At 67.2% G+C, this 22801-nt stretch carries 24 protein-coding genes; 6 read left to right on the top strand and 18 right to left on the bottom strand.

Features of this window, described 5'->3' with window-relative positions; translation table 11 throughout:
- Nucleotides 1–60: 60 nt before the first annotated feature.
- From ACZ60M_RS10140 to ACZ60M_RS10075, 14 genes are all read right to left on the bottom strand, one after another.
- A complete protein-coding gene (locus tag ACZ60M_RS10140) occupies nucleotides 61–1479 on the bottom strand; it encodes a tyrosine-type recombinase/integrase (RefSeq protein WP_465416661.1) in 1419 nt (472 codons plus the stop codon).
- Nucleotides 1479–1721, bottom strand: a complete 243-nt coding sequence (locus tag ACZ60M_RS10135; RefSeq protein ID WP_465416659.1) for a helix-turn-helix transcriptional regulator — start codon at nucleotides 1719–1721, stop codon at nucleotides 1479–1481. Before ACZ60M_RS10135 ends, ACZ60M_RS10140 begins: the two co-directional genes overlap by 1 nt.
- Nucleotides 1722–1892: 171 nt before the next feature.
- Nucleotides 1893–2753, bottom strand: a complete 861-nt coding sequence (locus ACZ60M_RS10130; protein ID WP_465416657.1) for a TRM11 family SAM-dependent methyltransferase — start codon at nucleotides 2751–2753, stop codon at nucleotides 1893–1895.
- Complete coding sequence (locus ACZ60M_RS10125; protein WP_465416655.1) at nucleotides 2746–3402, bottom strand: hypothetical protein; 657 nt, start codon at nucleotides 3400–3402, stop codon at nucleotides 2746–2748. The genes ACZ60M_RS10130 and ACZ60M_RS10125 overlap by 8 nt, the downstream gene beginning before the upstream one ends.
- Nucleotides 3403–3598: 196 nt before the next feature.
- Complete coding sequence (locus ACZ60M_RS10120) at nucleotides 3599–4480, bottom strand: hypothetical protein (RefSeq protein WP_465416653.1); 882 nt, start codon at nucleotides 4478–4480, stop codon at nucleotides 3599–3601.
- Between the two features lie 67 nt (nucleotides 4481–4547).
- Nucleotides 4548–5651 carry a hypothetical protein gene (locus ACZ60M_RS10115; RefSeq protein WP_465416651.1) on the bottom strand — a complete coding sequence of 368 codons (1104 nt, stop codon included), beginning with the start codon at nucleotides 5649–5651 and terminating at the stop codon, nucleotides 4548–4550.
- Nucleotides 5644–6528: a thiopeptide-type bacteriocin biosynthesis protein gene (locus ACZ60M_RS10110; RefSeq protein ID WP_465416649.1), complete on the bottom strand. Its 885-nt coding sequence runs from the start codon at nucleotides 6526–6528 to the stop codon at nucleotides 5644–5646. The genes ACZ60M_RS10115 and ACZ60M_RS10110 overlap by 8 nt, the downstream gene beginning before the upstream one ends.
- A complete protein-coding gene (locus tag ACZ60M_RS10105; RefSeq protein WP_465416647.1) occupies nucleotides 6528–7754 on the bottom strand; it encodes a lanthionine synthetase C family protein in 1227 nt (408 codons plus the stop codon). Before ACZ60M_RS10105 ends, ACZ60M_RS10110 begins: the two co-directional genes overlap by 1 nt.
- Nucleotides 7751–10813, bottom strand: a complete 3063-nt coding sequence (locus ACZ60M_RS10100) for a lantibiotic dehydratase (RefSeq protein WP_465416645.1) — start codon at nucleotides 10811–10813, stop codon at nucleotides 7751–7753. Before ACZ60M_RS10100 ends, ACZ60M_RS10105 begins: the two co-directional genes overlap by 4 nt.
- A gap of 77 nt (nucleotides 10814–10890) precedes the next feature.
- Entirely contained in the window at nucleotides 10891–11043 is a 153-nt protein-coding gene (locus ACZ60M_RS10095) for an FxLD family lanthipeptide (RefSeq protein WP_465416643.1), read from the bottom strand.
- A 97-nt stretch (nucleotides 11044–11140) separates the two neighbouring features.
- On the bottom strand, nucleotides 11141–11293 hold the full coding sequence (locus ACZ60M_RS10090) for an FxLD family lanthipeptide (RefSeq protein ID WP_270109615.1): 153 nt from the start codon (nucleotides 11291–11293) through the stop codon (nucleotides 11141–11143).
- Nucleotides 11294–11326: 33 nt separating this feature from the next.
- Complete coding sequence (fxlM, locus tag ACZ60M_RS10085) at nucleotides 11327–12598, bottom strand: methyltransferase, FxLD system (RefSeq protein WP_465416641.1); 1272 nt, start codon at nucleotides 12596–12598, stop codon at nucleotides 11327–11329.
- A gap of 10 nt (nucleotides 12599–12608) precedes the next feature.
- On the bottom strand, nucleotides 12609–13160 hold the full coding sequence (locus tag ACZ60M_RS10080; protein WP_465416639.1) for a hypothetical protein: 552 nt from the start codon (nucleotides 13158–13160) through the stop codon (nucleotides 12609–12611).
- Between the two features lie 445 nt (nucleotides 13161–13605).
- Entirely contained in the window at nucleotides 13606–13974 is a 369-nt protein-coding gene (locus tag ACZ60M_RS10075; RefSeq protein WP_465416637.1) for a hypothetical protein, read from the bottom strand.
- Between the two features lie 191 nt (nucleotides 13975–14165).
- Between ACZ60M_RS10075 and ACZ60M_RS10070 the strand changes: the two genes are divergently transcribed.
- A complete protein-coding gene (locus tag ACZ60M_RS10070) occupies nucleotides 14166–14702 on the top strand; it encodes a class IV adenylate cyclase (protein ID WP_465416635.1) in 537 nt (178 codons plus the stop codon).
- Here the strand turns inward: ACZ60M_RS10070 and ACZ60M_RS10065 are convergent.
- From ACZ60M_RS10065 to ACZ60M_RS10055, 3 genes are read right to left on the bottom strand one after another with little or no spacing between them, the layout of a single operon-like run.
- Nucleotides 14699–15475 carry an endonuclease/exonuclease/phosphatase family protein gene (locus ACZ60M_RS10065; protein ID WP_465416633.1) on the bottom strand — a complete coding sequence of 259 codons (777 nt, stop codon included), beginning with the start codon at nucleotides 15473–15475 and terminating at the stop codon, nucleotides 14699–14701. The genes ACZ60M_RS10070 and ACZ60M_RS10065 overlap by 4 nt on opposite strands.
- On the bottom strand, nucleotides 15475–16086 hold the full coding sequence (tmk, locus tag ACZ60M_RS10060; RefSeq protein WP_465416631.1) for a dTMP kinase: 612 nt from the start codon (nucleotides 16084–16086) through the stop codon (nucleotides 15475–15477). The genes ACZ60M_RS10065 and tmk overlap by 1 nt, the downstream gene beginning before the upstream one ends.
- Nucleotides 16083–17186 carry a radical SAM protein gene (locus ACZ60M_RS10055; protein WP_465416629.1) on the bottom strand — a complete coding sequence of 368 codons (1104 nt, stop codon included), beginning with the start codon at nucleotides 17184–17186 and terminating at the stop codon, nucleotides 16083–16085. Before ACZ60M_RS10055 ends, tmk begins: the two co-directional genes overlap by 4 nt.
- Nucleotides 17187–17411: 225 nt before the next feature.
- On the opposite strand from ACZ60M_RS10055, the gene ACZ60M_RS10050 reads away from it, so the two are divergent.
- On the top strand, nucleotides 17412–18764 hold the full coding sequence (locus ACZ60M_RS10050) for a helix-turn-helix transcriptional regulator (protein WP_465416627.1): 1353 nt from the start codon (nucleotides 17412–17414) through the stop codon (nucleotides 18762–18764).
- Between the two features lie 91 nt (nucleotides 18765–18855).
- Nucleotides 18856–19296 carry an NADAR family protein gene (locus tag ACZ60M_RS10045; RefSeq protein WP_465416625.1) on the top strand — a complete coding sequence of 147 codons (441 nt, stop codon included), beginning with the start codon at nucleotides 18856–18858 and terminating at the stop codon, nucleotides 19294–19296.
- A gap of 94 nt (nucleotides 19297–19390) precedes the next feature.
- Here the strand turns inward: ACZ60M_RS10045 and ACZ60M_RS10040 are convergent, their stop codons facing one another.
- Nucleotides 19391–20533 carry a hypothetical protein gene (locus ACZ60M_RS10040; protein ID WP_465416623.1) on the bottom strand — a complete coding sequence of 381 codons (1143 nt, stop codon included), beginning with the start codon at nucleotides 20531–20533 and terminating at the stop codon, nucleotides 19391–19393.
- A gap of 498 nt (nucleotides 20534–21031) precedes the next feature.
- On the opposite strand from ACZ60M_RS10040, the gene ACZ60M_RS10035 reads away from it, so the two are divergent.
- Genes ACZ60M_RS10035 through ACZ60M_RS10025 form a run of 3 tightly spaced genes read left to right on the top strand, consistent with a single transcriptional unit; the run spans nucleotide 21032 to nucleotide 22396 of the window.
- Nucleotides 21032–21499, top strand: a complete 468-nt coding sequence (locus ACZ60M_RS10035; protein WP_465416621.1) for a hypothetical protein — start codon at nucleotides 21032–21034, stop codon at nucleotides 21497–21499.
- A complete protein-coding gene (locus ACZ60M_RS10030) occupies nucleotides 21496–22104 on the top strand; it encodes a 2'-5' RNA ligase family protein (protein ID WP_465416619.1) in 609 nt (202 codons plus the stop codon). Before ACZ60M_RS10035 ends, ACZ60M_RS10030 begins: the two co-directional genes overlap by 4 nt.
- Nucleotides 22105–22150: 46 nt before the next feature.
- Entirely contained in the window at nucleotides 22151–22396 is a 246-nt protein-coding gene (locus ACZ60M_RS10025) for a hypothetical protein (RefSeq protein WP_465416617.1), read from the top strand.
- Nucleotides 22397–22801 lie beyond the last annotated feature (405 nt).

Here is a 22801-nt window from a genome sequence, read left to right as displayed (position 1 = left end):
CGAATGCAGATGAAGCCGCCTGCCCTGTCGGCAGGCGGCTCCGAACAAGGACGCCGCGTATCAGACGTCGAGGAATTCGTCCATCTGCTGCTCCCAGCGGTCGTCGTAGCCTTCGAGGACCTTGGAGTAGATCCGCAGAAGGACCTCGACGGAGTGCCCAGCCCATTCGGCCACCTGACGGACGGGGACGCCTGCGGTGCATCGCAGTGACACGCCAGAGTGGCGCAAGTCGTAGGGGCGCTTCAGCCTTGGCGTGTCCCGCTCAGCCATGGTGATGCCGTAGTCGCGCGAGAGTCGCCAGACGAGGCGGTACGTGGAGGCGTCGATCCGCTGACCGGTGCGGGTGCGAAACAGCCGGCCGTCGCTACAGGTCCCGAAGCGCTCAAGGTGCGCTCGCAGCAACGCGACCAGGCGGGGCGGGATCGGAACGGTTCGAGTCGCGCCGCGGCGTCGGCGTTTGAGGCCGCGGACATCGTGGGCGAGTCCGGTGTCCGTGTACCGCCTGCCGACCACCGGGGCGGCGCCCTCGAGCGTGATCGAGCCCCACCCGGTTTCGGGCAAGGAGAGTTGGCGCTCTTTCAAGTTGGTGGCCTCGGAGGGACGCAGCATGGCGTAGTACATGCTGGCGAAGAACGCGATCAGGTGCGGGCCCCGGTAGTCCCCCACGTACGACAGCGCGGTGAGCATCGCCTCGACCTGGGCGGTGTTGCCGACGCTGCGGGGGTCGACGGTCTCGTCCTTTTGGAACTCGTCAGGTCGCTCCCAGTTCAAGTCCGCCCGCTCGAGCGGATGCTGTGCGAGCCGCTGCTTAGTGACGGCGAACTTGCACACGTTGTACAGGACGGTGCGGCGGCGCGTGAAGTAGTTCATCGCCGCGAGCTGCCCGTCGTCGCGGCGAGAGAGCCGGTCAAGCAGGCCGCGCACACGTTCGAGGTCGTCGAGGTCCGCGAGGGCCGGTGCGTGCTCGGCCACCCATGCGAGTACGCGTGCCGGGGCATGGGGAACCGGGTGGTTGGCTTCGGGCCTGCCGGGGGTGAACGCCCAGTCCTTCAGCGCCCGGCGCAGTTCCCGCTCCTCCGGGCGGGCAGGCCCCGAAGGGAGGAGCGCAGAGGTGATGGAGGTGAGGACTTCTGCGACCGAGGCCCGCTGCTTGCCCGAGACTCTCGGCCATTTGTAGGCGGCGTACTCGACAGCGTGCTCGTACCACGACGGGCCAGCGCAGTCGGGATCGAGTTGATTCGCTGCGGCTTCGGCGCGCTGGATCGAGGCTGGCAGGCCCGACTCCAGGTCGAACGCCTCGCCGCGGCGCATGGCGGCTTTCATGTCGTCTCGGAACCCTTCGAGAAGCGCTTCCTCATTGAAGGTGCGACTGAACGGCTGCTTGCGGTCGCCGACCCGCCAGCGCTGCTGGTAGGCGGTGCCTCGCTTCGTCTCGATTGTCCGTGGCTGCCATAGCCTCACGGTGAAACTGGTGTCCACTAGCGTGGTCCTTTCCTCTGTTCGGCGAGTCCGTCGAGCCAGGTGTCGAAGTCGGCTCGTCGGATGCGCAGCTGCCCGTTGGGGAGTCGGATGGCGAGTGGGGTTTTGCCTGCGGCACGCCATTGCTGCCAGGTGCGTCGGGGCAGCGGGCGTCCGTGCTCGTCGGCGAGGATCTGGAGGATCTCGGTGACGGTCAGCCACTCCCTGCCGCTCGACCCTGGGGTCGGATCGCTACCAGGCATGGCCGCGATCCGGCATGATCCCTATCGGACGGTTGCGTTTCTCGCGCCCCGCGGTTCGCGAGGCAGTCGAACCGTAGGGCCACTCCGGGGGCGCAGCGAGCCTTGCGAATACCGCGCTGCCAGCGCGAACAACCGCTCCGAGATCGAAGGCTGGAACGTTGTAGGCAGAGTTCACGTCGGCCTCCGGAAGATGAGCACGTCCTCGTGGGCTCGTAGGACGACTCGTTTCCCTTGCGCCCGGAGGTTCCTGGTGTTCTTCAGGTGGAAGAACGTCGCGTGCGGCCGGAGCATGCTTCCGTCCCATCGCGACAGCAGGGCAACGCACCGGTCGGCGAGGTCGAATCCTGCGGCGATTCCGGCTCGGATCACGAGGGATGGGAAGTCGACCAAGCGCCCGGCGTCGGTGAACGGCCGCGCGGTGACCACCATGTGCCCGCCGGGTTTGAGCGCCAGGTGGCAGCCAGTGAAGACTCGCTCCAACCCGGAGGACAGGCGCGGGAGCGACGAAGTCGCCAGCGACTCGTCGGCCGTCTTGCCCTCGGCATAGCGGTGGTGGCGGTTGCGGATCGCTCCTCCGGTGACCCGGGCCGTATCGGGCTGGCCGTGGGTCACCGCCCCGTACGGCGGGCTCGTGAGCACCATGTCTATCGGTGCCTTCAGGCGTTTGCCGTCCAGCAGTGAGGCGAGGTCGCCGGCGTCGCCTTGGAACACCTCGCCCCACTGGCCGCGCCTGGTCTTGAGTGCTGCCGCGACGTTCGCCCGGGCGTGGGCGACCCATTCGGCTTCCAGGTCGACGCCGTAGGCGCAGCGGCCGGCCAGGATCGCCTCGACCAGGCTGGTGCCGACGCCGGCCATCGGGTCGAGCACGACCTCGCCGGGATGGGAGTACCGCTCGATCGCGGTGCGGGCGATGGCCGGCCACATCTTCGCCGGGTGCCGGTTGCCCGCGACGTAGGCGCTGCTGCGCTGGTGCCGGGGTTGGAGCTGGCCGGTCGCCCACACGCTCGGGACGGGGATCTTCGGGTTACGCACGGGCGCCTCCCGGCCGCTGGGCGCGCTTGCACCAGATGCCGACCGCCCAGTGCCGCTCGACTTCCACCTGTTCGCCCGCGGCGGCTTGGACGGCGGCATCGAGCGTTTCGGGTGCGGTCGCGACCAGGTAGGCGGCGAAGTCGAGTGCCGAGGATTGGCCCCCGGTGGTGTCGGTGTCGACGAGTGTGGCGATGTCGACCGCGTCCTCGTCGGTGCGACCGAGGACCGCGAGTACCCCGTCGGGTCGCAGCGCGCTGATCGCGGCGTCGAGCCCTCCGGTGCAGTGGAGGAGCCAGCTTGAGGCGCACACCATGCCCAATCCGCGCTCGGACCGCAACTTCGGCGCGAGCGTGGTCTTGTTGACGAGTTGGTGCGCTACTCGCTGACGGGCGGCGTCGGACAGGGTCGCGAGCTCCCGGGCGCTCGTGGCGCGGGAACGGTTGTAAGCGCGGGTACAGCGACCCGAGAGGGGCATCGCGGTCCACCCGGGTAGGTCGACCGCGGCCACCGGGCCGGTCGGAGCGATTTCCACCAGCAGTCCCGCCACGAGGTCGGCCGCTCCGTTGACGGTCCATACCGACAAGGGCACGTCCAAACCGCCGTAGCGGTTGACCGCCAGCGGCGGCTTCGAAGAGTTTCGGTTCGGCAAGTCGTCGTCTCACCGCACACCGATAGATCCAGGCTCCTTTTATAGGCAGGGTGCGCGTCTCTTTCCGCGCCGGGTGCGCGGGGTGCGCGCACCCGGCAATCCGCGCAAGCAGCGCGAAACGGTCTTGAAGTGGACTCGCAGCGGCCGGATGTTCAGCCGCGCAGGGGCTCTAGACCGGTGCCAGACCGTTGACACGTCATAGTCGCAGTCCCGACACGCGAGCGTCGGCGAGGATGATCGGAATGGTGTTGATGACCAGTGGCGGTGCGGGGTCGGCATCCGGGATCGGGAGCAGCCGCTCGTATGCGCCGTTGTCGTGGACGAGGTGGGCGGCCAGTGCCAGGCGGCCTTTTGAAGCCCGGTAGAGGGCGGCGATGCCGGGGGCGGGGCCAGGTCGGATCATCCACGACTGATCGCACAGGTCGAATCCGACCATGTCGGTTTCGCCCTCGCCGAGCGGCGGCCGGAGGTGTTCACCAGGTTGAGGCCGGCCCACCGCGAGCAAGAAAGGGACCGGTTGCGGGTCGGGGATGCCGCGGATGTCGGCCTCCAGTATCGCGGTCTCCAGGTGCTGCTGGATCTGGTCGAGGTCCAGGCCCGTTCCCTTGGGCAGCAGGTGCTGCCGTGCATTGAACGCGGCGATGGTGTCCTCGTCCCAGTCGCCGTCGTCTTCGGGAACGTCGGGGCATTCCAGCAGCGCATCCAGGCGCGCGAGTCCCTCGGTATCGAGCGTGAACGGAGGAGGGTCGGCGGCGAGGATCTCGACGGTGTTGTAGATCGCGAACCGGTATGCGATCTCGGCGGCGACCGGCCTGCCGCCGGTGTCGAGGTAGGCGAGCCGCTCGAACACGGCTCGGGCCCAGGTGCGTGCGGCCTCGGCGTCGAGTTCTGCATTTGCGAGTGCGCCGACGATGGCGTGGACGTGACCGCGAGCCAGGACCAGAAGCGGAGTGGCGGGGTTGCCGCCGATCCTGCTGGTCTCGCGGGCGAGCGCACGCTCTGCAAGTCGAGGGTGGCTGCGGCACTCGATCAGGTTGGAGAGTGCGGCGCGGTAGCGGTTCAGATTGTGTCTGTTCACGGATTCCCCTGTCTGATGTTGTGTTGGCGTCCTCGATGTGTGGGACGCCAACGCATCCCCACGGCGCTCAGGCTCCCTCCGGGACCCTGCCGAGAAGGTGCTGCAGGCGGGTGAGTCCGACATCGGCGACGATCTGGAGGTGCTGGAGCTGCAGCGTCGGGTCCTGTCGCGGGGCGAGACCGGCCAGCTCCAGTGCCGCGGTGAGACTCAAGGTGGTCCGCTCGTCTGCCAGGGTCTGGAAGACGGGGTCGCTGAGCAGATCGCGGGCAGCGTAGGCGTCCCCGTTCCGGGCGGCGATCGTAGCGAGGGCCGCCATCAGCTCGAGTGTGTTACCGCCGTGGAGATGAGTGAGCTCCAGGATGCTCAGGCCCAAACGGATCTGGAAGAGCTGCTGTTCAGGCGGCAAATCCAGCTGCCGCACCATGTTGGTCAGTGAGGCGCAGGTCGCCGTATCCGCGCAGCTGGTCGCGGCGGCGAGGCACGCTTCGAGGTAGGCGGCGAGGACCTCCTCCCACGGGTCGATGGCAGTGGTGTCGGCGATCATGGCTTTCGCATCGTCGAGGTTCCCGGCCATGAATCGGGCGATGATCGCGGTCTGGCGTCCGTCGAGGAGCCGGTCGCCAATGCCGCCTCGGCGTTCGCTGGCGAGTAGCGCTTCATCCCAACGGCCGGCACGGGTGAGCGCTCGGGTGCCGTCGGAGAGGAACGCCGTCCACAGCCGCTCATGCGCGGCACGTCGGCTTTCGGTGGAGTCGGTCAGCGCCGTGAAGTCGATCGGGTAGCCGTCGATGCTGGTGGTGCTGCCGTCAGCGGCGGCAGCCAGGGTCTGGTCGAGGATCTTGTGGGCGCGGTCGCCGTCGCCGGCGCGGATGGCGAGCCGGGCAAGGTTGATGACCGGCTCCATCGCGAGGCCGGCATGCGCTTCGTTGAGCGGTGCGTGGTCGGCGAACGTGCGGAGTTGTCTCCAGCAAAGATTGGCCGCGAGGTCACTGGCGCCGATGTCGCTGGCGATGAGCGCGGTCAGGTTGAGCGCTGCTGCCGTCTCGGTCGGGGTTGTTGCCTGGTGAGCCATGGCGGTGACGGCTTCGACGCGGCGGTCGAGTGGCTGACAGCTCGGCCTGGCCCTGGGCACGAGCGGGAACCAGAAAGCGAGCGCTCGCAGCTCATGCATCGGATTCGTTCCCTTCGGAGTCGGTTCCTTGGCTGGCGGATTCGGTTCGGGGGCTGGTGAAGACGGCGTCGCGGGCGGCGCGGGCGAGGTCCCGTTGGCCTGCCACTCGCAGTCCGATCCGGTTCCAGCAGAACAGGAGGTGGTGGCCGAGGACTTCGCGGAGGCCGCGTTCAAGTCGCCCCTCGTCGGCGAGTTGCCGCAGTGCCGTCCCTGCGGCCCGGTACTCGCTGAGCGCATCAGCAGCGGCTGTGGCGGGGCCGGTGCCCATCCGGGCGATGGTCGCGTCGATGTCCGCTGTCAGGAGGTGTCGGGCGTTCTCGGCCGCTGCATCCGGGTTGGATTGCGGGTGGGGGTCGGCTCCGCGGATGGCTGCGAGGCGGGCCCAGATGTCACCCTGCTCGTACCATTCCAGGCCGGCCGCGCGCGCCATGGCCGTGCACAGCAGCAGCGAGAGTTCGCGCCGCTTGTCGGTTTCAGGGTCGCACCCGAAATGCGTGAGGTACTCGGCGACGAAAATTGAGTCGCGGTGGAAGAACCGGTGAGCAACGGCCATCGCGGAGGCGCCACCGAAGGCGTAGGTCTCGGGTTCGTAGATCTGGTGGGTGAACTCGGCGATATGCGGCTTGGCCTGTCTGCTGGTGAGGATGTCGATGAGGAGCGCGCGCGCCTGGAGAGGCGTCACGTCACCGCCGGGCAGGTATCGCAGCCGCCACTCCGGGCTCTTGCGGATGAAGAACCAGCCGTCGAGGACGCCGTCTTCCATCGCCGACCAGATCTGGGGCCACAGGACCTCCGTGAGGACGTGCTCGGCGCGGTCGGGCTCGGCCAGATGGATGCTGGTCTGAAGCCAGGGGGTCGGCGGGCAGAGGATCCTCATCAGCGCAGGGCTTTCGGTGCGGCCAGACCCAGGGCGGCATCCCAGGTGGCGTCGTCGGTGATGCGCGGGCCGAGGCCGTGCAGGGTCAGTGCGAGGCCGGCTTCGCCGTCGAGGAATCCGTTCTCGGGGACGGCACTGGAGCGCAGGCGCTCTTCGAGTTCGGGGAGCGCCGCGGCGAGCCGGTCGTCTTGGGCGTCTTCGGCAGCGCGCTGGATGATCCGGTAGAGCCCGGCAGTCCCGTGGCACAGGCCGCCTTCGACCAGCCTGGCCTGCTGGTCGGTGTCGGCGAGGCAGCGCAGGAGGGCGTCTTCGGCCCGGCGTTGGCGGACCGGGTCGTCGAGCGCGATCGCCGCGAGTTGCAGGGCTCGGGCGATGCCCGGGGTGCCGTAGCACCAGCTCGGCCGCCCGGGGCCGGGCTGGGTACTGCGGCCGCGCTTGAGTTCGCTTCGGGTGAGCCACTGGGGCCACCAGCCGTGTTCGTGCTGCCAGGTGCCGTAGAAGGACCAGATCCACTCGATCGCGTCCCGCTGGCCGGGAACGTTGAGACCGGCGTTGTAAGCGGTGGCGAGGACGACGAGCGGTCCGACGATGCCGTGCGCGGCACCGAGGTTGACGTGGCCGCCGGGAAAGTCGCTGGATTGCTTGAGGAAGGGGTCGTGGGCGGACCACCATCCGGGCACCCAGGTGTCGCCGGCGCGGAGTGGTTTGATCAGGTCGACCAGGTAGGCGAGGACGTCGCCGGTGAGCTCGCTTCCGGGTTCGGTGGACAGGAGGTAAGTGCCCAGGCCCGACAGGCCCGAGAGCTGGCTGTATTCGGCGAACCCGGTCGGCCGTTGCCGGCGGATCCGCTCGCGGGCCAGGGCGAGCCGTTCGGTGATGATGATCTTGACTCGTTCATGGAGGCGGTCCCGAAGCTCACCGTAGGAGTCCTGGGTGTCGGTGGTGTGCAGGACGAAGCTGATGGCGGGGGCGCCGTTGAAGAGGTTGGTGGCGGTGGCGCAGTTGGTGCGGGGGTAGGCGATGGCGCGCAGCCAGGCCCGGGCGGTCGCCGGGTCGCCGTGGCCGGTGCGGGCGCGTTCGAAGTGGAGCAGCGCGACGCCGAGGCGTCCGGCGCCGAGCGACTGCGCGGCCGCGCCTTCCCTGAGCGGCACGGTTCCCGGGTCGGCCAGCTCGGCGGCGATGCGGTCGGCGGCTTCGGTGCTGGTCGTGGTGGTGCTGGTGTTCATCGCGTTCGGCTCCTTCGGTTGCGGGATCGCCAGGCGAGGGCGGCGGCGCGAGCGAGCCTGAGGCAGGCCCGCTCGGACTCGGGGTCGATGTCGATCGCCCTGATGTAGTGCAGGTGCAGCAGGGACGACAGCACCGCATCCAAGTCGCCGCGACCGTTGATGAGGAGTTCGAGCCGGTAGGTGGCGACCGCTCGGCTGCGGTGCTGCCAGGCGTCGAGAACGCCGCTGGCCGATGCCGATGCGGTGAGGCGGGTGGGGTTGCCGACTCCGGGGTCCAGGAGGCCGGCGAGGGTGGCGACGGCGTCGCGGTCCAGCGGGGGGCCGGATCGGTCGACGTAGTCGAAGAGCCAGTCCATGCCTGCATCGACTGAGCCGGTGAAGGCGATGACCAAGTCGATGAGACTTGCCGCGCACAGCGCCTGGGTGATCGCCGGTGCTTTGGCGGCGTGGCGGATCTGGGCGAGCGCGGCGGCCGTGTCGGCGGCGAAGACCTCTTCGGCCGCTTGCATTGCCCCGCCGTGGCCGTACCGGCCGGTCTCGGGCACATAGGTGTCGAGCTGGAGGCGGCTGATGAGGCCCCGTCGGCGCAGGTCCGCGGCCCAGGCACCGAGCCGCTCAACGGCGGAGCCGTACTCGGTGACTTCGGTCAGCCGGTATCGCAGGCGCAGGTGCGGAAGTGGGTCCTTGTAGCGGATGAACCACCATTCGAGCGCCTCGGGCCAGGTCCCGTGCAGTGCGTCCAGGTGTCCGTCGAGCAGGTCGTTGAAGCGCCCCGGATGGGTGTAGACCTTGGCGTAGAGCCACGAACCCGCACCGGGGAGCTGCTCATCCACCACAGTGCCTGGTTGCAGCGGCCTTTCGAGGTGGCGGGGCCGTGGTTTCGGCGGTGCGGTCGCGGCGAGTGGCAGGGTGATCTCGTGGGCGCGGCCGCTGATCCAGCCGAGTTCCGCGTCGGTCGGGGCTTCGCGCAGGACCACCGTCTGGTGCCGGTCGAGCTCGTGGCGCAGTAGGGCCAGGTGGGCGTCGTCGGCGGTGTCGATGCGGACGCGGATGTCGCTGTCGCCGAGGTACAGGATGCCGGGGATCTGGAGGTCGCGTTGCAGCTGTCGCCATGCTGCAGTCCATTCGCTCCAGGGGCGGTTTTTAGCGGGGAGCTGCCGAGCGGTGATCTTCCACCGGGCGACGGTGAGGATGCTGCGGCCGGAGCGCACTCGCGGGAGCACCGGCAGGGCCGCCGCGGCGCCCCAGTCGAACATCGCGTATACCGACGACTTGGCGCGCGGCAGCTCTGCGAGGAACCGCTGCATCGGATGCAGCCGGATCGCCGGTTCGATCGCGTTGGGGACCATCGGCTCGACGATGCCGCCGTCGACGAGGTTGACCAGGTAGAGCCGTTCAGCGTCGGCAGTGACCGCCAGGTCGTCGAGACGGAATGGGGTGCGGCGCTCGGTCGGGAACTCGCCGAGCGCAAGGAGGTCGGGGAGTACCTGTGGGACGCGGCCGACGTTCGCCGTCGAGGCCCACAGCGGCGGACCCGAAAGCTGTACGTGCGACGCCCCGAGCACGGCCGTCGGGAGCTGTCCCCAGAGCGCCGCTATCCGGTCGCGATCGGCCTGGTCGAGCAGGTGGAGAAACCTGCCTTCGGTCGTACCGACCGCGCGTCCGGCGCCTTCGACGACGAGCGTGAAACTGCCGGCGGCGAGCGTATCGAGGCTGGCGGCGCGCAGGTGGAAGGCGATGCCGACGTGCGGCGGCGCGGTAGGCGAAGCGACCGTTATGCGCTCGGTGTCGGCGGCGGCGAGGTCGATCTCCATGCGCCCCTGGACGACCGCAACGTGCGCGAGCTGCAGGAGTGCACGGTCACGGTCGGTCGCCGGCGGCTCGGACTTGGCGAACAAGGAGTCGCGGAACCCGGCGGGGAATCCGAGCCCGGTGATCGGGTCGGTCAGCTCGCGCACGCGCACGACTTGGCCGAGGCCGTAGCGTTCGAGGAACTGATGGTGGTATGCCGTCCAGGACGGGAAACCCTCGGGGAAGCGGGTCAGGCGCTGCAGTTCAGTGGCGGCGTGCTCCGCTTCGGCCACCACGGCCGGCGGCAAGCCGAGCTGGGCGTCGATGCGAAGGTCGGTGGCGAACACGGGCCGGTGGGGTTCGGCGCCGAGGAGTTCGGCGGCCTCTCGCAGCAGTGGTCGAGCCGGGCCGCGGCCCGTGAGGTCCTGTATGGAGGAAAGTCGCCGGTGCGCCGTCCTCGTCGCTGCTGCCAACGGGTGCTGGTTCGCCAGGTCTGTCGCATCAAACTCGCCCAGGAGGCGTTCGAGTGGGTTCGCTTCGGTCATCGGCGTCCGGAGCGCGGTGATGAGTGCCCCTTGGGCGACCATGGACCGGAGCATCGCGGTGATCGTGTCCGGCGGGGTTCGCGGGAACTCGGCGGCGAGCTTGGCGGCCAGGTCGGCGAAGCGAATCGGGTCCTCGGCCCACCGTAGGGCTGTCTCAACCGCTCGCGTCCATCGAAGTGAGACCGCCACAGGACCGGGCTCGTCGCTGTCGGCTTGCGAGACCAAGACCAGCCGTTCTCCTTGAACTGCGGCAAGGTTGTTGGCCATGACCGTCAGGTCGGGAAGCAGATCCTCTTCGAGCTCGGTGATGATCCGGTGGAGCAGTATCGCGTCGGGCCGGACGATCGCCCGGTGCGCGACGCCGATGTTCGCGATCGCTTGCGGAGCAAAATGGACCGGAGCGATGCCCGCGAAGAGCCCGAACGGAGTGGCGCGCGATTCGCTGCGAAGCCGATAGCGCAGCAGGGCCAGCGCAGCCCGACGGATCTGCTGGGGTTCGGTGACCTCGCCCGCGCAGATCGCCTCGATGCGGCCTGCCAGCGCGGGCGCGGCGGCCTCGATCGCGGTAGCCAGGTGGCCGTGGCCCCAGACCGTCCGGACCCATTCGCGTTGCGCGGCGGCGGCTTCGAAGCCGGTGCGTTCGGGGTCGGGGAGGCGGGGCTGTGATGCGGCCGGCGCGTGTGCACTCAGACGGACCAGTCCTGCTTCGACGGCTCGGAACATACCGGGTTCTCCTTGGACGGGGTGCTGGGACAGGGGGCCGGTACCGGCCTGGGGACCGGTACCGGCGAAGGGAGGCTCTAGGAGCAGCTGGTGCAAGAGCTTTGGCAGGTCGCACCGCAGCCGCCACTGCTGTCGTCGAGGATCATCCCGAGGTCGGGGCCCGACTCGACGAACTGGATGTCCAGTTCGAAGGCGTCCTCGTCCATCTTGTCGAGCTGCTGAGTGTCCATGTCGCTCCTTGTTCTTCTCGATTACGGATCAATGCACTTGTCCGGGAGCAGGATGTGGCCGGTACTGGTCTGGAGACCAGTACCGGCGAAGGGGGGCCTAGCTGCAGCTGGTGCAGGCGCTGGCGCAGGTGGATCCGCAGCCGTCGCTGGTGTCGTAGAGGATCTTCCCGAGGTCGGGGCCCGACTCGACGAACTGGATGTCCAGTTCGAAGGCGTCCTCGTCGACCTTGTCGAGCTGCTGAGTGTCCATGTCAATCACTCCTTGTGATTCTCGGTTTGCGGATCAGTTCACCTGGCCAGTAAGACCGGGGGCCTTGGGCCAGGAGACAGTGACGCGGCTGTGGCGTTTCTCGACGACCAGGCCGCGCGGGAGGTCGCCGGCAAGGGCGTCCTTGGGGCGGACTTCGAAGTGCGGTCCTGCGCCGCGACGCTGGTCGTGGTCCCAACTGCGGATGTGCGCGACCATCTGGCCGGCGAGTTCAGTCGCGTTGGGCCCGTGGGCGTAGGCGCCGAATTCGAACTCGGTTCGGTCCTCGGTGACCGGGCGAAGCGTCAGGTAGGCAAGCGAGTCGTGGTCCCAGACCGCGGACATGCCCCAGCGCAGCGTGAGCGTCACGAGCCCCGTGGACAGGCCCTGGTCGGTGGCCGTGAGGTAGCCGTAGGTGGGTGAGACGGTCGCGAGCCACATGTCCAGGTCATCCCACGGTTCCATCCCGCCGACCAGGACCCCCGACCACGACTCATGTTGCGGCCCTTCCAGAGCGAGCCGCAGCGGCTCGGCTTCGACCGGCTGGCGGTCGTCTACGCGGAGCACGATGTCATCGCCGTGCAGGCCGACCAGGCGCTGGCGGTTTTCGGCGGCACCCTGCATCGGCACGAACCCGGCCAACTCGAACTCAGTGCAGACGAGGTGGTTGCCCTCGGGCTGGAACACGAAGGAGCGTTCCAGGCCGTGTACGCGCAGCGGGACGATGAGGCGGCCGTCTTCGGTGAGCTGATCGGTCCAGGCAGGCGGGATGTCGGGGGCACTGACGGTGACGAGGATGCGGTCGAACGGCGCGAACCGCTCAGCGCCGAATTCACCGTCGGCGCAGACGACGGTGACGACGTCGTCGTAGCCGGCGTCGGCCAGGCCGCGCTCGGCCCGCTCGCACACTTCCGGATCGATGTCGAGGCTCACCACCTTCCCTTTCGGGCCGACGAGTTCGGCGATGAGCGCCGCGTTGTAACCGCCGCTGCCGATCTCGAGGACACTCATCCCCGAGCGGATCTGGGCTTGCTGGAGCATGGTCGCCTGGAGCCACGGCGCTGAAACCGAGCTGATCGCCACCCCGTCGCCGTCGCGCTTCATGATCGGCACCGCGTCGGCGTACGCCTCCTCCAGGCTCACGCCGGGCGTGAACAGGTGCCGGGGCACCGTGCGCACGGCATCCAGAATCGCCTCGTCAACGGTCTTGCCGATGTCGGCGCGGTTCTTCACGATTGCCTCGGCCAGTTCGAGACGAAGACGTGCGGCAATGGCATCCTCGTCGGTCGGTGTGGTTTCTCGGGTCACCTGTTCCTCCTCATTCACGGTGTTCCTGCCCGGTTCCCAGCGGCGCGGAGAACCCGGTGCTTTGCCGGGGGATCTGCATCTGTGGGCGATCGCCACTGCCCCGATAGACGACGAACGGGGCGAAATCCGGGTGGATCGCCACCTTCAACCTAGGGTCGAGGACCTGCTGGTCCACGACGCACCACCACACCGCCATCGCCTGGCCGACCATGGCGAGCACTTCACTCGAGTCCGGGTGGTCGAAACGAGCATCGTTCGGGTCCAGCAGCAGTTGCGGGCTCTTGCCGAAATCCCAGCGGATGATGCCGACCGTGGAGCGGAAGTCGCTGTTGCGGCACAACCACATCGCCCGGGCGTTGTGGTAGTGGACGCTGAGCCATTCACCCGCGATCAGAATGCGTCCTAGCTCCATGGCGGCGAGCAGATCCGGACGCCGCCGCTCGCGGGCTGGCGTGGTGCCGTCGAGGCTCCGGGGGAAAGGGGTTTGAGATGGAGCCGACCGCTCAGGGTCAGGGTGCGCGGTCGGCCCGGCCGGTTGGAGGCAGCGCTGCCAGGATTCCATAACGCTGCACTCCCGGCGTCATGCTGACACTGCGGGCACCAGGCTCGTTCACGACCGTGTCGAGCGGGCCGGTAGCGCCAGCCGGCCGCCTCTGCCCGGCGCACCAGGTCCCCATAGCCCATGCAGGGAACCTCCACCTGAGCCGTGCAGCGGCAGCATGACACCGATCCGGTTCGCGGAGCACCCACCTGCTCGGCAAAGTCGTCGGTGTCGGTCTGGTGATCTCGAATGTCGATGGCCCGGTAGGCGCCTTCACCGGAGTCGGCTGCGGCACCGCTAGGAGGAAACAGTGCCGCAGCCGCCGTGTTGGAAGCCGCTGTCCGGCAGCGCCGGGCGGGATTGGCTTCCGGCTCACCATCCAGGATGGAGCAAACGGTCGCTGGTGAGAGGTCGTGTTTGGTGTTCGCGTCGATGCGCGCCCATGCGGCGGCGCTCTTGGTGCCGTTCATCGGTCCGCTCCCTTGTCGAGGTCGCTCTGAACCTGTTCGCCCGGGAGCGGCTGCGCCAGCTGGACCTCAGCTTCCGCTGCCAGTGGTGCCCTGAGGGCGATTGCCATTCGGAGCTGGCGGGCGCTGCTCAACAGGTGCATCGCCAGCAGCGAGTCCGGCTCGATCCGCGGGTAAGCTTCGGAATTCCATTTGGCAATGAACGTGTCCTGGGCCGCGTCCCAGGTCAGCTGACCGGTCGTGTGAGTCCGGCCGCGCGTGCTCACCCTGGTGAGCATCATCGAATCGACATCGCCCGTGGCGGCGAACTCGTACCCGTAGCCGGTGATCGTGCCGAGCGAGGTGCCGGGCGGTGTCGGTGTCGTCATCGGGTCCTGCACCTCCTTGGAATCGTGTTCTCGCGCTGCGTGATTCTCATTCCACTGGTGTCGGTCGGTGTCGGCAAGGCGCTGATCAGGGAACCGACAATCCATTGACAACCGTGGGCTGCATCGGTGTCGCCCGCCGCCCCGGTAGGCTCGGCTCCCGGTCGCCGATCCGAGCGAGGCAAGGAGCGATAGTGCGCCGCGAAGTAGAGGTCAAGTTCCGCATTGTCGATGCCGCGGAGGTCATGGCCAGATTCAAGGCCGAAGGCGTGGCATGGTCAGCTCCCGTCGTCCAGGACGATCAGGCGTACGCGCCCAGTGCCTGGTCCTACGGGATGGGCAAGACAGGTGTGCCGTTTGCTCGGCTTCGTACCGAGGACGGTCGGCACCTGTTCACCGTGAAGACGCCGCAGTCGAACGAGATGGACTGCCTCGAACACGAGACGGAGGTCGCCGATCGTGCGGCGATGCATGCCGCCGTGGTCGCGATGGGATACATGCCGACCGTTCGTATCGTCAAGACGCGTCGGAACGGGTCGTGGGGCGGGGTGTCGCTTTGTCTCGACGAGGTCGAACACGCTGGGACTTTCCTCGAACTGGAACTGCTCACCAACGACGACTCCACCCGGGTGCAGCAGCGGCTCGCCGATCGGATCCAGATGCTCGGCATCGACGGTGTGCAGGTCACCGATACCTATGACACGTTGGTGCGCAACGCGCTGCGCGTCTAGAACAGCGTCGGATCCGAAGTAGGAGCGGCGACGACGATCCGTTCGGCATCGCCTTCAAACCGGACCCGAAACGCGCTGTGGTCGGTCAGGCCGAGCGTGCGGGTCTCGTGCAGGAATTCCACGTCAGCGACCTGGTCAGCCAGCACGGCGCCGGCGAAGACGTAGTCGTACCGGTACTGGTCCCCGGTACGTCCGACCCAGGTCGGCTGGCCGGCGAGGCCCGCTGCGGCGGCGAGGTCTGCCAGGCCGGCGGCGGCCAGGCGCGGGAGCACTTCCAGTTCGAAGGGCATCATGGTTCGCGCCATTGGGCTGTCGGCGGCGACGACGTTGAAGTCCCCGGCGAGGATCAGCCGCTCACGGACACCTGAGTCGCAGGCCTCCAATGCGGCGAGCAGTTCGGACAGGAAGGCCCGCTTGCGTTCGACTTTCGCTTCGGTGCGGTCGCGGCTGGGCACATATACGCCGAGGATGATCGCCTCCGGTTCGGTGCCGAGGGATAGCGTGGCGAGGCGGTGCGCGAGGGTCACCGGCATGCGTTGCGTGGCGATCTGGCCGGGGGCGATTCGGGAGACGAGGGCCGCGCCCCGGTCGCCGCCCATGCCGGTGAGTTCGGTGTACGCCCACCCAGCCCGGGCGTAGCGGTCCATGAGCGTCGCGGTGCCCTTGCCGGCGCTGGTCTCGGTCAGGACCACCACGTCATCGTCGGCGGCGGCGATCCAGTCGCCGATCCGTGTCGCACGGTCAGGGGCAGCGGCACCGATGTTGACCGTCATCAGGGAGAACATGCCACCTCCGGGGCGTTGAACCCGGCGAGGACCGCGGAGGCGACCTCGGCCGGTGTGCGGCCACGGCAGTCGACGACGGCTTGGTGCCAGCCCTCCTGATCGAGGAACTCGCGGGCCTGACGGTACAGGTCGAGTTCCTCGGCCGGCCCACCCACGCTCTCCAGCCGTGAGCGCGCCCGGCGCTGGTCGAGGCGTTCGGCGATGACCTCGGCCTCGTCCTCGAGGTAGACGGTCAGGGTCGGTGGGATGGTGTACTCGTTGTAGGCCCAGATCTCATCGACGGCGAGTCCGTCAAGGCGTTGCAGGACCAGCGAGGAGGGCACGTAGCGGTCGCAGACGACGGTGAATCCGGCGTTCAGGTGCGGGATTATCTCTTCCTCGACATGGTGGGCACGATCGGCGGCGATGGCCAGGCCGAGCGCCCTGCCGGTGACCGTGGCTTCGGCGGCGCGCAGGAGCCGGCCCAATGGCGACTGGCTCGGCTCGGTCGTGGCGTGGACGCGAGGGTCGCTGCGGCGCAGCGCCGCGGCCAAGTGAGCGCACACGGTGGTCTTCCCGACCCCGTTTGGGCCTTCCACGACGAGGAACCGGCCACTCATCGCTTCACCGCCAACGGAATCGAACGCTTCGGGGAGGCGACGATAGAGCACTGCTCGGTGTCGACTTCGCCGATGCGCTTGCCGCGGGCGACCACCGCCGCCGGGCAGCCCTTCCCGCAGACAGCGTCCATCGCGCAGGAACGACACGTCGCATTGGCCCCGACCCGGAACCGGTCGTGGAAGCGATAATCGTCGAGAGCGCCAGCGACATCGGCCTCGAGAATGTTGCCGACCATGAACTCCTGGTCGAGATAGCGCGAGGCCGGGTTGCGGGCGGCAAACACGAGGTAGGGGCAGACCGCGACCTGCCCGCGAGTGAAGACGTAGATGATCTTGCCGGCGTCGCAGCCGCCGAGCGGCTTGTCCTTGTTCGGAAAGCGGATGCGGACCGTCTGCATGTCAGGGCGGTCAAAGCGCGCAGTGACCGCCGCGATCGCGCGCATCTTGTCCTCGTCCGCCGCCAGGCGCCCCTGCGAAGCGATCCCGCGCCCGAACGGCGACAACGGATTCATCAACACGTACTGCGCACCGATGTCGCTGGCGAAGGAGCACAGGTCGGCGAACTCCTCGGGAGCCGACAACGCGTTCGGCGTGGACAACAACCCCTGCAGCAACCCCGCCAAGGCGAACTTCCGCGTCGTCTCCACGGTGGTCGCGAAGCTGGAGCGATCGCCTCGGAACTTGCCGTGGGATTCGGGCCGGAATCCGTCGAACGAGACGTTCACATGCACGTCGCCGAGCCCGACGAGCTCGGCGATCTGGTCATCAGCGGTCGAGGTCGCGTTCGTACAGATGCCCAGTGGCAAACCGGCCGACCTGACGGCCCGGCAGATCGCCATGATGTCCGGGTGGACGAAGGGTTCCCCGCCGGTGAGCGTCAGGCGCTGAACTCCGGCTGCCTTCAGGCGCGGAATCACCCTATCGACGATCAGTTCGAGGGGCATGTGATCGCCCCAGTCACCAGATGACACAAAGCAATGTCCGCAATGGAGATTGCAGCGCTCGGTGATCTGTACCAGCGCCTTGCGTCCCTCGCCCGCGATCGAGGTTCGGAAGTAGCAGCTTGACGCGTGGGTGTCGACGATCAGGGACCGCTTCATGAGTCCTCCTGGCATGTGTTGGCGTGCTCGGAGCGGAGCGCGATACAGTTGCGACCACTGACAGTGACGACCGCCACGGCCCGCTAACTCGATTTCACCTGTCGGACCGGATGTCGGCAAGCACTGGCAGCGATGATTGACAAACCATTGACAGCCGCCCCATAGTCGAGAGCCACAGGACCGGACCCCTGGAGGATCGTCTTGGAACCCAGAGACATCGCGCGTATGAAGACCGACCTCGGTCTCATGCTGGCCGACCTCCGGGAAGCGAAGGGTTGGACCCAGCAGCAGCTCATCGCCGAAGGCCAGGTGCGCACCTCGCGGTCCACGGTCGCCAACACCGAGACCGGTCGCCAGTTCCCCGACGAGAAGTTCTGGGCCGAATGCGACAACGCCCTCGACGCCGAGACCGCACTCCTCGCCGCATACCACCAGGTGGCCGAGGCGATCAGCGAACAGAAGCGTCTGGAGGCGACGGCCGCCCGGCACCGCCTTGAGGAGCAACGGCGGTCGTGGAGCGAAGCCACCAAACCCGCAATCAGCCTCGACCCGAGCGGTGATCCCGTTCCAGACCAGGCCACAGCCGCCACAAGCCAGATCGAATCAGGGGCGTCGTGGCATCAGCCATCGCGCAACCAGCTGGAATTCGAGAGCCTGCGGCCGCCCCACAGATTGCAGGGCTCCCAGTTGGACGCTGCCATCGAGCACCTGGCAGACCTGTGGCACACCTTGGTCCGAACCGACAATCTTTTCGGCCCTCGCCACGCCCTTCAGTCGGTTCATCAGCAGCTGTCTATTCTAGATTCTCTCCTGGAATATGCCCAAGGAGAGCAGCGGCATGAAGTACTGAGGCTCGGCTCGAGGTACGCCGAATCCGCTGCCTGGCTTCATGAAGATACCGCCGATATGGGAAGCGCCGAAAATTGGACGCGGCAAGCGCTGGAATGGGCTACCGAAGCGGGAGACCACGCCATGGTTTCTTGGGCGATGTTCCGCAGGAGCCAGCAGGCCACGACGCGAAGGAACGCCGCGCAAACGATCAGCCTGTCTAAGGCGGCCCAGAGAAATGAACGGCACCTTGCAGGCCCTGCGCGCGCTGCGATCCGACAACAGGAAGCGCACGGATACGCGCTTGAAGGAAACGAACGGGAATGCCATAGGCGGCTCGACGAAGCTCACGAATTCGCCGCTTCGCCGGACACGAAAAGGGATGGCCGTACCGGTCATGGAGATTTCTGCACGCCAACCTACATCGAGGTTCAGCGGGCGAAATGCTGGCTCACCTTGGGACGGCCGGAGCTGGCGGTCCCGATCTTCGAGCACGCCGTGACCCAGGTGCCAGATGTTTACCACCGGGACCGAGGCCAAGCGCAGGTATTGCTGGCCAAGGCGTATGCAGGCGTCGGGCAGCATGACGCCGCCGCTGCCCGGGCCGCCTCTGCGCTAAAAATTGCGCGCGGTTCCGGCTCGACTCGAATGCTCATCGACGCCATCGCTGTCGCAAGAGTGATTGCGGCTGAATTTGACTCGCCTGCCGTGAGCGGCCTGCTCACCACCGTTGACGAAATGAGTGAATAGCGAACGATGACAGAGAAGTCCACTCTGCTCGAGGCGCTCTGATGGTCGCTCCTTTGGCGTCCGCATTCTCACCGACTAGATTGGCAAACTGGTGGTAATAAACTTCTATACGCCGAAATACTATGTGTTTAACAACTTCTCGGCGCACTCCATTGAGTACCGAGGGAAGCTTTACCCAACCTCGGAGCATGCTTACCAAGCTGCGAAATGCACCGATCCGGTCGGCCAAGAGGCGATCTGCGAGGCTCGTAGCCCTCTCCAGGCCAAGGCCCTGGCAAACGAGACCTATAGGGCCGCGAAAGACCCCGACTGGGGCCGCAAGAAGGTGGCCGTTCTTGAGGAGATCCTGCGCGCCAAGCTTGAGCAGCACCCAGAAGCCCGGGAAGCCCTGCAGGAGAGCGGCGGTGAGGAGATCGTCGAGGATTCGCCGACCGACTACTTCTGGGGCGAAGGTGCGGACGGATCGGGACAGAACATGCTCGGCAAGCTCTGGATGAAGCTGCGCGACGAATCGCATGGTGATACAACGTGATTCCCGCACTCCTTAGAACGAGCCTCGGACCTCGCTGGGTTGCTAAGCCAACAACCGCTGCTCTGTCTTGGCGGAAAGACCGTGTTGTGCTGTTCTAGCGCTTTCGGGCGCGGAGGCGCTCGTCGTAGATGCGGAACGGATGGCCGGCAGGGCGATGCGAGTGGTCGGCATGCCGCTGCGGCGTGTCGCAGACGAACCCGGCCTGTTGGACGACTTGGTCGAGCAGGTTGAGCCGGGCTAGCGGATCGAGATCGGTGACGACCGTGGCGATCGCCTCGATTTGCCGGTAGGTCAGGTCGCCTCCGGTCGCGGTGGTGATGGCCGCGAAGGGTTCAGCGGTCTCCGGGGAGTAGCCCATCCCTTCATGGAGCGCCTTGAACCCGACCCGCTGCTCCAAGACCTGGAGACACAGCCACAGGACGATGGCGGTGCGGACCGACTCACTGGCGGCGCGGTCGATGATCCGGTCGCTGCAGGCTCGGCAGTAGTCCAGTCGGCTGCGCGTGAGAGATTGGAAGTCCTCGACTCCGGCGAGTCTGGAGGCGTCGGGGTCGGCGCCGACCAGGGCGAGCGCGTCGGCATGGCAGCGCCGCTCGATCCGGCTCGGGACGCCTTCGTGCACTCCGGCGGACCCGCAGTCCTCTTCATCCTCGATCTCGTTCATGCTGGCTGCCTTGCCGTTGCGCAGGTGCTCGGCGTAGGCGAGGAACGGGTGGCCGGCAGGTTGAGCGTCGGTTCGTGCGGTCGCCCACCGCGATTCGTCGCACACGAATGCGGCGTGGTCGATGACGGCCGCGACATAGCCGCGCACTGCTTCCGGCGCGAAGCCCTCCAGGGCCAGCCCGGTCGCGTCCACCTCCCCCCAGATTGACCCGCTCCGCGCCGGGTCGGTCTCAGCCAAGGTCATAGCGTGCTGCAATGTCGCGATGAACGGCGCGGCAGTTACGGCAGCGGCGGTCATGCCCAGCCACTGCGCCTCGTGTCCGACACGGTGGTCAAGGACAAACTGGCAGAGGGCGACGACGACCGCGCCGAAGGGCGGCTTCTCGACGGCCTGTTCCACTACCGTCTCGATGCACTCGCTGCACTGATCGAGGCGGGCGAGTGTCACCGTCCGGAAAGCGTCCACGCCGACCTCCGCGACCGAGCCTGGGTGCTCACGGGTATGGACGATCAGGGTGTCGTAGACGTGCTGTTCGATCTCAGTCGGGGAACCGGAGTGACGGTGTGCGTCCACGGAGCGCTCCTTCAGGGGGACCCGCCAGTATCAGCGAAAGAATTCTGGCTCACCTCGTACAACGAGCGAGGTTGCCTCGCGATTCGGCCGTGCGGTGAGACGTTCTCCGATACCCGAAGTAAGCGGCCCTGAAACCTCACCGTATGCCCATTATCGCGCGAAGGCCAGTCGGCACCGGCCGACGCTGAGTTCGTCGATCCGGGCGCTGTCAATGGAATGTCGGCTCTTCGCGGGCAGGCTTGCCGACGAGACCCGACATGGATGGAATAGCGATGGATGCTCCCATCCGAACGAGAGGATGCGCTGCTTCCCGCGGGGTCCTCACTCGCTCTGGAAGAGCGGTGTCTCGAACGCTCGCGGCCTGGACGGAGTCGGCGTAGATGTGGACCGGGGCGCGAAATCCCAGACGAAAGGAATCAACCGAACGCTCATAAGGCGCCGCAACCACGGTCCTGGATGGCACCCGGCGAGGTTGCGGCTTCGAGAAACGGAGTCTCGATGCAGCAGATCATATCCAATACACCGGTGCCGCCGCTGCCCGTGAGGGCCGACCGCGATGTCCGTCTGGCGCTCCGGGCGGCAGCTCAAGTCGAGGCCGCGTTCGGCACACGACTGCTGCTCCCGGGCCTGGCAACGTGCCGGGACTGCGAGGTGGTGATGGTGCCGTGGCCGTGGCTGAACAAGGGGCCTGTCTACGCGTGCCACAACCAGCAATGCGACGCGGGCCGCGTCCACGCCCGGGATGCCGATGCGGCCGCGTGGCGGCTGCTGCAAGCAGAACCTGTCATGCGCCAAGCACTCGCGCCGTTCAAGCGCGCGACCGACATCCTTCGCGTCCTGCGTGGCCGCCTCGAACAAGTCGTGATCGACACGCGACCCGACGGGCCGTTGCCGGTCGAACTGCGCTGGTCGCAGCTTCCTCCAAAGGATGGTGCTGTTCCGAAATGGAGCGAGGGACAAACGTGAGCCAGAACGCGACGGATATCCGCCCCATGAAGCACCGTTGCTTCCACGCAGAGGCTCCGGGAATCACGGTCGGTGCGACCATCGCGATCCCCGAATCCTTGGCCGGTGCGCTCCAACAGGCACGCAAGGACTCCGGCGATCCGCTGGCCGACACCGTGCCTCCGCACCTGACCCTGCTCGCTCCAACCACGGTCGCTGCCGATCAGTTGGAGACGTTGGCGGAGCGCCTCGCGATGGTGGCTGGCTCGATGACCGCGTTCACCATCGCCTTGCATGGGGTGTCTTCGTTCCTGCCGATTTCTCCGGTGGCCTTCGTACCGGTTATCGACGGCGGCAAGGATCTTGCGGCGCTCGCAGCAGGGATCCGCTCAGGTCCGGTTCCGCTGCCGCAGCAGTTCCCCTTCCACCCGCACGTGACCGTAGCGCATCGAGTCGAACCGGATGGGATGGAGCGCGTCTGCCGGTCCCTTATGACATTCGATGCCACCGTGCCGGTCGATCGGTTCACGCTCTCGATCTCCAGCTGCCCACCAGCCTGCCCAGCCGCGTCATGGAAGCCCTGGCGCGTGTTCCACCTTGCGAAATCCTGCTCGCACCACGTGTAGCTCCGCGGCAGACCACCCGAACTCAACTCGATGGAAACGAGGACCTTTGGATCTTCCTGAACCCGATGCGCCCGTCATAGAGGACTTCCACCGACTGCAGCAGCGGCTGGACGCAACGCTAGAAAAGCTCGTGTCCGATCAAATACTCCCGTCCGAACCGGTTCCGCGCTTCGCGGTCATCGCCGGAGTACTCGACGAGCTATACCGCCAGAACCCCGAGATCGCTCGATTCATCGCCGCGGCCGCGCTCGAGCGCCTTGTCAGCGGCGAAGCCGACGCAGTTCACCGCTGACCACCCGTCACATCCCTATCCGGTGAGTGGTCCACCACTGCCGGAAACCCTTCGCCGAGAGAGGACTCGCATCTTGAGCCTACGACTGCGGACGCAGCCCCGCCGAACCGAAATCCGACTATCGCACCCTGACGTGCAAGACGCTGAGGCGCAGCCAACGGAATCCACTGGTCCATCGCCCGCTTTGTCCATGAACGGATCCGACCTGCCGCAAGAGTCCGACGAGTCGGCCCCGGAGATCCCCCGAGAACCAAAGCCAGTGGATGGAAGGAGCATCGGCGAGCCGAAACGCGTTGTAGCTCCCCTCGCTACTGTTTCGAAGCCTTCACCGAGGGCACGAGCGGTACCCCGGCGGAACAGCCGAAGTAGAACCTTCCATCCGAGTAAGCACCGGAAGGTCCTGCT

The sequence above is a fragment of the Glycomyces sp. NPDC050141 genome (assembly GCF_055586545.1).
This window is presented reverse-complemented; position numbering and strand designations above follow the sequence as displayed.